Consider the following 10,780-nt stretch of genomic DNA (forward strand, 5'->3'; position numbering starts at 1 on the left):
AACAGACTGGATTATTTACCACGTACATTTTCAACTTCACTCATCATTTCCTCTACAAGATCCGGCCCGAATTTTTGGGCATAGTCGTCCGTCACTGGTTGGATGACTTTCTTCATTTTTTCCATTTCTTCTGGCTCTACTTCATTGATTTTCATTCCTTCTTCTTTTAGAAACTTAAGTGCTTTTTCATTTTCTTTTTGGTTAACTTCCCGTTGATACTTTCCAGCCTCCTGTGCGGCCTCACTCATGATTTCTTGCTCTTGTTCCGATAAGTCATCCCAGAACTTTTTACTTACAAGGAATACAAATGGTGTATAAACATGTTTTGTAAGACTTAAGTATTCTTGCACTTCATTATATTTTTGCGTTTGAATTGTTGCGAGTGGATTCTCCTGACCATCAACAGTGCCTGTTTCCAGTGCAGTAAATACTTCTGAGAAAGCCATCGGCGATGGATTCGCCCCTAACTTTGAAAATGCATCTAAATGCACTTCGTTTTGCATGGTACGAAGTTTAAGCCCTTTGAAATCGTCAGCCGTTTTAACAGGGTGCTTGCTGTTGGTTAAGTTTCGGAAACCATTTTCCCAGTATCCCAAACCTACTAATTTATGTTCCGGTAATTTATCCAAAAGTTTTTTGCCAACTGCACCATCAAGTACCGTATAAGCTTCTTCTTCAGTATTAAAGACAAATGGGAAGTCATAAATTCCAAATTCCTTAATCATACCAACAAGTGGTGAGGTTGAAGGAACAGTTACTTCCTGTAAACCGCCTTGAAGAGCTTCTGTCATTTTCTGATCATCTCCGAGGGTGGCATCAAAAAAGTTTTGGACTTTCATTTTCCCCCCGCTTTTTTCTTCAACCAGCTCTTTAAATTTCTCCATTCCTTTTCCTTGTGGATGCATTTTACTATTTCCGATCCCTGCTTTGATTGTTCTTTTCTGAATACCGTCAGCTGAAGCGCTTTCATTTTGTCCGCTTCCGCAAGCACTTAATAGCAGTACTGCGGGCAGTAAAACTCCAACCGCCAAACGTTTGAACAAATTATTCATTTTCATTTTCCTCCTAATAAATAAGATGAATGTCAGCATACAGACCAATTACTTGATAAATCCCTTTAGGAAGTAAACCATTCTAGAGGAACCAGCACTAAGGAAGGAAACAAAATCAACAAGATCAATACAATCACTTCAATGAGCAAGAAAGGCCAAATCCCCTTCATGATATCTTCCATACTGATCTTACTTATGCCGCACATGACATTTAAAACGGTTCCGACAGGTGGTGTAAGTAAACCGATGGCGTTATTCAGGATAAACAGGACACCAAAGTAAACTGGATCAATACCTGCAGCGACCACCAATGGCATCAAGACAGGTGTTAGAATAAGGATTGTCGGAGTCATATCCATAGCAGTTCCAACTACGATAACCAATAGGTTTATCATGATTAATAGAAGGACTGGATGATCCATGAATGGCTCCAGCAATCCAATTACCTGACCAGGTAAATCAGCTACAGTTATCAGCCAGGATGACACGAGTGCAGCAGCGACCAGAAACATGACAACACTCGTCATTTTTCCTGCATGGACAAAGACATCATACAAATCTTTCACTTTCATTTCGCGATAGATTACAAGACCGACAAATATTGCATAGACTGCAGCCACCACTGCCGCCTCAGTAGGTGTAAATAAACCGAATTTCAATCCACCAATGATTATGACGGGCAGGAATAAAGCCCAAATGCCTTGACGAATAGATGTAAGTATTTCTTTTGCTGAAGCTCGGGGGTTAACGGCGACTTTATCTTTTCGTGCAACAATGGCCCAGGTAACCGTAAGTCCAACCGCTAGTAAAATACCTGGAACGATTCCTGCCATGAACAACTTTGTAATGGACACACCGCTCGCGACACCGAAAATGATAAAACCAATACTTGGCGGTATGATCGGGGCAATGATGCCACCTGATGCAATCAACCCACTTGACCGGTTCACATCATAACCGGACTTCACCATCATTGGAATTAATATAGCCCCAAGCGCTGCCGTATCGGCAACAGCAGATCCCGATAAACTCGCAAACAACACACTCGCAATGATCGCAACATAGCCAAGGCCTCCCTTGATATGGCCAACGAATTTCATTGCCATCTCAACGATTCGCCGTGATAAACCGCCCCGATTCATCGCCTCTCCTGCCAGCATAAAGAACGGTATGGCCATTAGAGGAAAGTTATCCGCGCCACTGATTAGGTTTTGTGCGATAATTTGACTATCAAAAATACCAAGAAAGTACATAAGCACTACGCTACTAACAAGTAAGGCAAATGCAATAGGAATTCCAAGTCCCATGGCTCCCAGTAAAGATCCGACAAATACACCGATCATCCCTGCTTCTCCTCCTTAATTATCCTAATATCTGATTCAAATTCATCAGCATGGAGGGAAATTAGCTCTTCTGACTCACTTATCATCACTAATTCTTCGTCTTTAATTTTATTGAAGAAAATCCGATACAAGTTGAATATGATCATGCTGCCCATTGAAACACTTACAAGAATACCTGTCCCATATACAAATGCCAGTGGCATTCCAGTGGCCGGTGCAGCACTATCCATGTTTATCATGGTCATTTTCCAGCTTCCATCCAGGATTAAGATAAGAACGAATAACATCATCAAATCACTAATAACTAACACCACTTTTTTCATCTTATTCGGGAGCCGTTTAATGACCATGTCGACACCTAAGTGTTCTTTGTTTTTGAAAGCACCGATAGCGCCGAGGAACGTCAACCAAATGAAGAGATACCTTGACATTTCTTCTGACCAAGTAATCCCTGAATTAAAGAAATAACGAAGAACTACATTACCAAACACGAGTACGACCATTATTGCTAAAGCAGCTGCCATAATAATGTTTAACGAATTTTCCAAGATTCTGGATATTTTATTCACCTATACATCTCCCCCTTCCTATCTGGAGCGCCTGCTTCATTCTGCTTTTATTTTTCCGACGAGCTCCTCCGCCCAGTCATTTTCCTCAAAGACTTCATCATAAACAGGTTGAGATGCTTTTACCATTTTTTCAGAAAAGTCTTCGTCAGGCGTAGTGAATTTGATTCCATTATCCTTAAGATAAGCTTTGTCATCTTCATAACTTTTTTCCATTAATTCAAACTCATATGCTGCCGACTCTTTTGCAGCTTTTTGAATGATTTTTTGTTGCTCCTTTGTAAGCCCTTTATAGAATTTGCTATTGATAATGTAAATATTGGGGCTGAACATATGCTTGGATTCCAGTACATCACTTTGAACTTCATTCCACCCCGAGGATCTCAGTGTGGCAATGGGATTATCTTGAGCATCAACTACCTTTTGTTCTAGTGCGGTAAAAACTTCTGAAATTGGTAATGGGCTAACGTTCGCCCCCAATGATTCACCTAGTTTTATGTAATTCGGGATGTTCGGCATTCTGAGTCGAAGTCCATCAAAATCTTTCATACTCTTAATAGTACGATTACTCGAAAACATCCTAAATCCGTTTGCACTCCATGCAAGAGGTGTTACTCCATGTTTTGGGTCAAGCTCTTTTGTCAATTCCTCTCCTATAGGTCCATTCAATACCTTCTTTACATGATCGTAGTCCCTAAATAGGAAGGGCCATTCAGGAACACCCATTTTAGGAATGTCCGACTGCATAATTAGTCCTGGAACACCCATTTCGATCGTTCCATTTCTGACTCCGTCGTAAAATTCTTTTTCTGCACCTAATGTACTGTTCGCATAAATCCGCACTTCCAGTTCACCATTACTCTCCTTTTCAACGATTTTTTTGAATTTTTCTTTCAAGGCAATGTTTTGAGGATGATTTTCAGCAAAATAATGCGCCACTTTAATCGTTTTCTTTTCAACTCCAGATCCACTGGTTTTTTCTCCCTCTCCTCCGCCACATCCTGATAAAAGGAATGCCATGGCTAGAGTTAAGCTTGTGGTGAATACAAAAAGCTTTCTTTTTTTCAATAAAAACCCTCCCCGAAGTTTTTTGTAAGCGTTATCATTTATCACTGATCTTAATAACTTCTCCTCACCCTTGTATAAGCCAAATTTAAATTGTTTTATAATATAAAACTCCGTTTTTGTTTTATTCGGAGTAAGGAAAACACTTCATCTCTAATTACGTTTTTCAAGTGGATTCATGACTTTTTAAACGATTACTTTTAATAAAATGAAGGGTTAATTTGTTCTATAATATAAAACTGCGTTTTTGAATTTGAAATCTTACGTTGATTATAAGCTTCCATTTTTACTAATGTCAAACCATTTTTTGAATTTTATAACAACTTAACAAATCTCTATTTCACTAATTAATATTTATAGATTCAGAACGTAAAAGATGAAATGTATTTTTTCTATACTAGGATAGAAAATCATACAAAATCAGGTTCTCTTACTCTTTTTAATTGTATTACCTGCTGAAAAGGCAGTCTTTAAGAGTTTAATTTTTTTCCTTGTTATTAAGTTTATTACCCCTACCATTCCTACAAAAGATATATTCCATTTTTAAAGGTTCATATTTTCTTTTGAAAAATTACAATCCATATTTAATATTGAGATTATGTCATTATGAACCTCTCATACAGCAGGTTAAAGATGAAAGGTATAGAAACTCCACCCGAAGGTTTTAAAAAGGTCTCATTAAATATATTTAATTATTACCGATATATTAAACAAGGTTCATATATAACACGGGGAAGGAATAAACAAAGATGAATAAACTCAGTACGAAAATAGGTTTTGTTCTTTTAACAGGCATGATCATCACATTAATTGGAAGTTTACTATTAATGTATAAAAGTACAAATGATACGGTTGAGAAAACAATCGCTATGAGCAGCTTAGACATAGCTAGCAACATCTCTCAAGGAATAAATCCAACATCTTATGCTGATTTTTTAAGTAACCTATCCGAAACCTCTACTTATTGGGAAATACGCGAACAGTTAGACGATTATAGACAAAAAACTGGAGCATTGTATGTATATACATTGGGGATTAACGAAAGGAGCGAAAAAGTCCATATTCTTATAGATGGAGTGGGTAAGGGAGATAAAAAAGGAGCTCCCATTTCAACACCCACAACCGCAACTTCATATCAGGATGTAGAAAACGTCATGAAGGGAAAGGTTTCTACCACTTCCATCGTTCATGATCCTGAATATGGTGACTATTTATCCGTTTTTGTTCCCATCAAGAAAGGGGACGAGGTCATAGGAATACTAGGGGTGGATATTGATGCCAGCAAAGTCGACACTACGGCCAGCAAGGTTCTGGGTGGCATCCTTCCACTGACCATAATAATCAATGTAATCTTAATGGCGATCGTAGTCGGTGCCTTAATATGGTTCTTGACTAGAAAGTTAAGCCCCCTTCTCAAGGTCAGCTTGGCTGCAAAGGAAATCTCAAATGGAGATTTATTAACAGCCAATAAACTGATAAGCAACATAAAAGTAAACGGGAACGATGAAATCAAGGTTTTAGTGAAATCCTTTGAAGAAATGATTACCAATACAATTATGATCGTCAACTCCATGAAAAGCTCATCTTTCCAGCTTTTGGAGTCATCAAGTGATATCGAACACAAAATCAAAGAAATGGATACTTCCACACAATATATTGTTAATGGCATTCAGCAAGTCGCAGGAGCTGCGGAAGTACAATTGCACAGAAGTGAAGAATCATCGAGGGTCATCGAGGAAATGACCATAGGAATACAAAGAATTGCAGAAGCTTCTTCAGAAGTCAGCGAACAGACAAATCATGTTTCAACTAGAATGTCCATTGGAAATAAAGATATAAATGAACTCTCAAGTCAAATTCTGCAAGTAAAAGATGTGATGCTGCAAACAAGTTCAAAAATAAAGAAATTGGACGAACAAGCAAATGAGATTGTGAATATTGTACATTTAATCACAGGAATCGCCGAGCAAACAAACCTGCTATCACTAAATGCGGCAATTGAAGCTGCCAGGGCCGGTGAACAGGGTAAAGGTTTTGCGGTGGTATCGAACGAGGTACGGAAATTGGCAGTGGGTACGAAGGAATCTGCTATCAATATACAAGAGTCCCTCCTACATTTTAAATCCATCATAAATGAGTCAGTGAAAATGATGGAAACTGGAACTAAAGAGGTAGAGGAAGGGACTAAATTTGTCCTGAATACAAGAGAAACTTTTAAACAGACCATAAAATCTTTTGAGCATGTTAGTGATCAGATTCAAGAAATATCAGCCATTACAGAACAAATGGCAGCAAGTTCCCAGGAAATCAATGCTTCGATAGAAGATTTTGCTGGGTTAACAAGGGAAACTGCAATGGCTTCAAAACAAGTGGCACAATCAACAGATCAACAAGCGAAATCCATGGAGGATATTTCCTTCTCGACCTCCTCGATGGTAAAGCTCGCTAATAACCTGGAAACATCTGTTGAACAGTTTAACGCATAGACATCTTGAACCACTATTCTATTACTATATTAAGAAAGGGATTTTGCTATTCATGCAAAATCCCTTTATTTTTATTTAGTTGATTTTAGTTTCAAATTACCTTTATATGGTATGTGTTCAACCGTTATCGTTATATCTTTTCCTTCTTTATCTTTACCAATTCGTTTATAAGTGAATTTATTTTCATTAAGCTCTGTAAGTTCAAGAACTGCACCATACCTATTTTCCCCTTGTGAAGCAAGGGCCCTTATCTTATTTCCATGAACAACATCGTAATAGCCGTAATCCCCACGGCTTTCACCGGTTTTAGCATCAAAAAATTCATACTTATTTGTTTTATCATCATATTTTGCCAGTCCTAAATAACTCGAGTTATAGCTTGATACATCATTTCCCTTTTCATCCAACGCCACTGTTCCTTGCCATGTGGTGCTGGATAAAATTCTGTCTCCATCAACGTCTGTATCTACTTCCCCGGTGTAAGTTTCCAAAGTTTTATCTGGATCAGTAAAAGAAAGTTCGGTTTCAGTATAAGGAATATGATCAACAAACACTTCTACATCATTACCATTAGCATCTTTACCCATTCTTTTATAGGTAAACATATCCTCATTCAGTTCTGTTATTTCAACAACGGCTTGGTAACCCATTGATTCTGAAATTAACACTCGCATCTTTTCATTTGTGATAAAGAAAGTTCCTTTATCACCACGACTTTTTTTAGTATTTTTATCAAAAAATTCATATCTCGATGATTCATCATCATATTTTGCTAGACCAATAAAGTTTGCATTCTCCTTAGTTAAGTCATTATTATGCTTATCATAAACTTTTGTTCCTTGCCAATTCGTGCCACTAAGAATTTTAGTCATTTCCTGTCCTGCGGTTAACTTTTTTTCTTGTTTACTTTCTTTAGCGGTTTGTTCATGCTTCTGAGCACTTTGATTGTCTTGTGCGTTTGTATTGCATCCTGTTAAGGCCAATGTTAACCCAAGTAGAATAGATGATGAAATTTTTGCTTTTTTGTTCATTTTTTCGTCTCCTCAAAATATTATGGTTGGCATTAATTAGTAGTGCAATGACATTTCAAATTGCAAGTATCGGCAATCTGGTTATTTTGCTCCTGCGGATAGTAAAATTTGTTCAATCTCTTTAAACCCTTTCTCGCGGGCATGTTGTAAAGGTGTCATACTACCATTATCAGGGATGCTGACATCTGCCCCATGATCTATTAGCAGTTTCACTGTTTCCTGCTGTTTTCCATCACCATTATTCAAAATGATAGCTTCTAGTAAAGCTGTCCAGCCGAGATCATTTACATGATTCACATCAATATCGGTTTTAGTAAGGAGTTCTTTAATAACCTCGATATATCCATGTTCCGAAGCAGGGATTAAAGCCGTTCCTCCATAACGGTTGGTAATAGATGGGTCGGCACCTGCTTCAATTGCAAGTTTAAGTATATCTATATAACCTTCAGCACCGGCATATAAGAAGGGACTATTTTTCATGTCATCCTGAATGTTGACGTCTGCACCCGCTTCAATAAGGATTTTTGCAGTCTCTACATCATTGTTATAAGTCGCAATCATAGTTGCGGTTCGCCCTTCCGAGTCCTGTGTATTAAGATCAGCACCTTGCTCGATCAAACTTCTTATTCTATCCGTTTCATTTCGTGCTACAGCTTGAATCAGTTGTTCATTCATTCCCTTTCCTGTCTCCTTTTCTTGTTTATTTAGCTCTACTTCGTTATCTAGGCCACAGCCTTGAAGGATGAAAAGGCATCCGATGACAATCGTTAGCCGTCCCAGCATGAAACACACCATCCTTTCCCCGTTTGTACATCATCTGCACGAACCAAAAGGGCTTGTTCTAAAAAGCTTTTTTAGGCTGCATGAGGATTTATCTCCCTTTTATTTTTAGTTGCTTACTTATTCCGTCTTCATTATATTAGTGCCTAATCTTAAACTCCCTCTAAACAATTTCTTAAAAAATGATTAACTTATTCATAAAATTTCTTAATATTTATAAAAAAATCCCGCCACCTTCGTGACGGGTCATAAACCATATTTTAAACATTAAAGCGATACCCTGCTCCCCAAACGGTTTCCAAAAATTTAGGATGTGCGGGATCCCTTTCAATTTTTTCACGTAGTTTCCTGATATGGACGGTGACAGTCGAAACATCTGCAGCCGATTCCAATCCCCAAATATTTTCATAAAGCTGTTCCTTGCTTAATACTTGATTCGGATGCATGACAAAAAACACTAAAGTATCGAATTCCTTTGTTGTAAACGGGACCATCTCTCCGTTTATGTGAATTCGACGTGCAGACTTATCTATTGAAATGCCATGAACATAGATTGAGTTGGATTTGAGGTGACTTCCTGATAAACGTTCATAACGCGCTAAATGCGCTTTCACTCTTGCAACTAGTTCACTTGGACTAAAGGGCTTTGTAATATAATCATCTGCCCCTAAACCAAGCCCGCGAATTTTGTCGATATCTTCCTTTTTGGCGGATACAAACAATATCGGAATATTATGGACAGCACGTATTTGTTTGCATATCTCAAATCCATTCAATCCTGGAAGCATGATGTCCAAAATGATTAAATGATAATTTCCTTGAAGGGCCGATCGGAGACCTGCGTCACCAGTATGTTGAATATCGACACTAAAATCATTAATTTCCAAATAATCCCTTTGTAATTCAGCAATACTGACTTCGTCTTCAATAAGTAATATCTTTTTCACATTTCCTCACCTTTCTTTATGGAAAAGAAGACACTTGTACCTTTTCCTATCTCGCTAGTGGCCCAAATATGTCCTCCATGCTCGCCGATAATTTTTTTTGCGATCGCTAGCCCTAAACCACTTCCACCAGTCAGAGAATTTCTAGATTGCTCAGCACGATAAAAGCGGTTAAAAATATAAGGCAAAGCAGAAGCCTCTATTCCATAGCCATTATCTGTTACTTGTACGACTACATCACATAGTCCTTCATGCAGAGAAATGGAAATGTGTTTTTCATCTTTATTCATATACTTTACACAATTACTGATTAGGTTGGCCAATACACGTTTTAGTTTCTCTCTATCCGCTGTCACGTATGTCGGTTTATGTAGCTGTTGAAGTTCAATCTGGATTCCTTGTTGGACTAAATCCAGCTGAAGTTCATCTACGTAGTCTTTTAAATATTTATCTAGTCTGACCGATTCAAATGTGAATGGTTCTTTTTTTAAATCCAGCTTGGAAAATAAAAACAATTCATCTATCAATGAATCCATATCTCTTGCTTTTAGGTATACAGTCGATAAATACTTGTCCATTTTCTGCGGGGTGTTTGCTACTCCGTCTTTTATCCCCTCTACATATCCCATAATCGAAGTGATCGGTGTCTTCAAATCATGAGAAATATTTGAAAGAAGTTCTTTACGATTTTCCTCATACTGAAGCTGAAGGTTTACGGACTCTTTTAACTTTTTTCTCATTTCCTCAAACTCCCTATTCAATTGTCCGATTTCATCATTCGAAGTCGCTTTGATTTCAAAGTTTAAATCTCCTGATTTTATACGCTCTGCACCTTCTTTAAGTATTGAGATAGGTTTGATGATACTTCTTGAAACTAAATAATTTAAAAGTCCAATAATCATTACAAGCAGCAATAACAATAGCGCGAATAAAATGGGAAATGACTCGCGGGTAAGCTCAGCATAGGAGCTTGCCTTTCTCAATACAAAAATACTTCCTTTACTTTTATCCGAAAAATAAAAATCAAACTTCACATATGTGAAAAAAGAGTCTTTCATCCTGATCGTGTCCCGCGTATTGATGTTCGTTTCCTCGAACACGGGAAGTGATTGAACCAAGCCTAGCTTATCAAGTGTGGGGGACGAATACTCAATGTTATTTCCCTTTCTAACGACAATCTTAATATCTCTATGTTCAATCTTCTCCAGCTGTTCTTCGTCCAGAAGCTGCTCTGGATTATTTTTTGCCAAAAGCTTTAAATCGAGAAACACACTTTCTTCTACTGCAGTCAAAGGTTTTTGGAGATAAGATTTTTTGTATAAATGCTCTATCGATTTTATATCACCTGTTATTGCAAAAATAAGTAAAAACCCGGCTGCTAAAAATAAGGTGATGGAAATAAGAATTACGCCAACGTAGGACAACAGAAATCTCATTTTAATTGACAAATATTTTCACCCCATATCGATTTCTCGTTTACTCTTTTATAGAAAAGTTCACCGTTTATCTACTG

General features: G+C 37.7%; 9 protein-coding genes. 1 reads left to right on the forward strand and 8 read right to left on the reverse strand.

Annotated features, from left to right (window positions below; translation table 11 throughout):
* Positions 1-11: 11 nt before the first annotated feature.
* Genes N0M92_RS20570 through N0M92_RS20585 form a run of 4 tightly spaced genes read right to left on the reverse strand, consistent with a single transcriptional unit; the run spans position 12 to position 4,029 of the window.
* Positions 12-1,058: a TRAP transporter substrate-binding protein gene (locus N0M92_RS20570; RefSeq protein WP_260287578.1), complete on the reverse strand. Its 1,047-nt coding sequence runs from the start codon at positions 1,056-1,058 to the stop codon at positions 12-14.
* Between the two features lie 59 nt (positions 1,059-1,117).
* The gene (locus N0M92_RS20575) at positions 1,118-2,395 is read right to left on the reverse strand and encodes a TRAP transporter large permease (protein ID WP_260287579.1); all 1,278 of its coding nucleotides are present in this window, start codon (positions 2,393-2,395) and stop codon (positions 1,118-1,120) included.
* Positions 2,392-2,964, reverse strand: a complete 573-nt coding sequence (locus tag N0M92_RS20580) for a TRAP transporter small permease (RefSeq protein WP_260287581.1) — start codon at positions 2,962-2,964, stop codon at positions 2,392-2,394. The genes N0M92_RS20575 and N0M92_RS20580 overlap by 4 nt, the downstream gene beginning before the upstream one ends.
* Before the next feature lie 36 nt (positions 2,965-3,000).
* Positions 3,001-4,029, reverse strand: a complete 1,029-nt coding sequence (locus N0M92_RS20585) for a TRAP transporter substrate-binding protein (protein ID WP_260287582.1) — start codon at positions 4,027-4,029, stop codon at positions 3,001-3,003.
* 746 nt (positions 4,030-4,775) lie between these two features.
* Between N0M92_RS20585 and N0M92_RS20590 the strand changes: the two genes are divergently transcribed.
* A complete protein-coding gene (locus N0M92_RS20590) occupies positions 4,776-6,512 on the forward strand; it encodes a methyl-accepting chemotaxis protein (RefSeq protein ID WP_260287584.1) in 1,737 nt (578 codons plus the stop codon).
* Between the two features lie 71 nt (positions 6,513-6,583).
* On the opposite strand, the gene N0M92_RS20595 is transcribed toward N0M92_RS20590, so the two are convergent.
* The 4 genes from N0M92_RS20595 to N0M92_RS20610 all read right to left on the reverse strand — a co-directional run bounded on the left by N0M92_RS20595 (position 6,584) and on the right by N0M92_RS20610 (position 10,715).
* Entirely contained in the window at positions 6,584-7,543 is a 960-nt protein-coding gene (locus N0M92_RS20595) for a DUF4822 domain-containing protein (RefSeq protein WP_260287585.1), read from the reverse strand.
* A gap of 81 nt (positions 7,544-7,624) precedes the next feature.
* A complete protein-coding gene (locus N0M92_RS20600) occupies positions 7,625-8,326 on the reverse strand; it encodes an ankyrin repeat domain-containing protein (RefSeq protein ID WP_260287586.1) in 702 nt (233 codons plus the stop codon).
* A 257-nt stretch (positions 8,327-8,583) separates the two neighbouring features.
* Positions 8,584-9,270, reverse strand: coding sequence for a response regulator transcription factor (locus tag N0M92_RS20605; protein WP_260287587.1), 687 nt, complete (start codon positions 9,268-9,270; stop codon positions 8,584-8,586).
* The gene (locus N0M92_RS20610) at positions 9,267-10,715 is read right to left on the reverse strand and encodes a sensor histidine kinase (RefSeq protein ID WP_260287588.1); all 1,449 of its coding nucleotides are present in this window, start codon (positions 10,713-10,715) and stop codon (positions 9,267-9,269) included. The genes N0M92_RS20605 and N0M92_RS20610 overlap by 4 nt, the downstream gene beginning before the upstream one ends.
* Positions 10,716-10,780: the final 65 nt, after the last annotated feature.

The sequence above is a fragment of the Peribacillus aracenensis genome (assembly GCF_025175645.1).
In the GTDB taxonomy this organism is placed as follows: domain Bacteria; phylum Bacillota; class Bacilli; order Bacillales; family DSM-1321; genus Peribacillus; species Peribacillus aracenensis.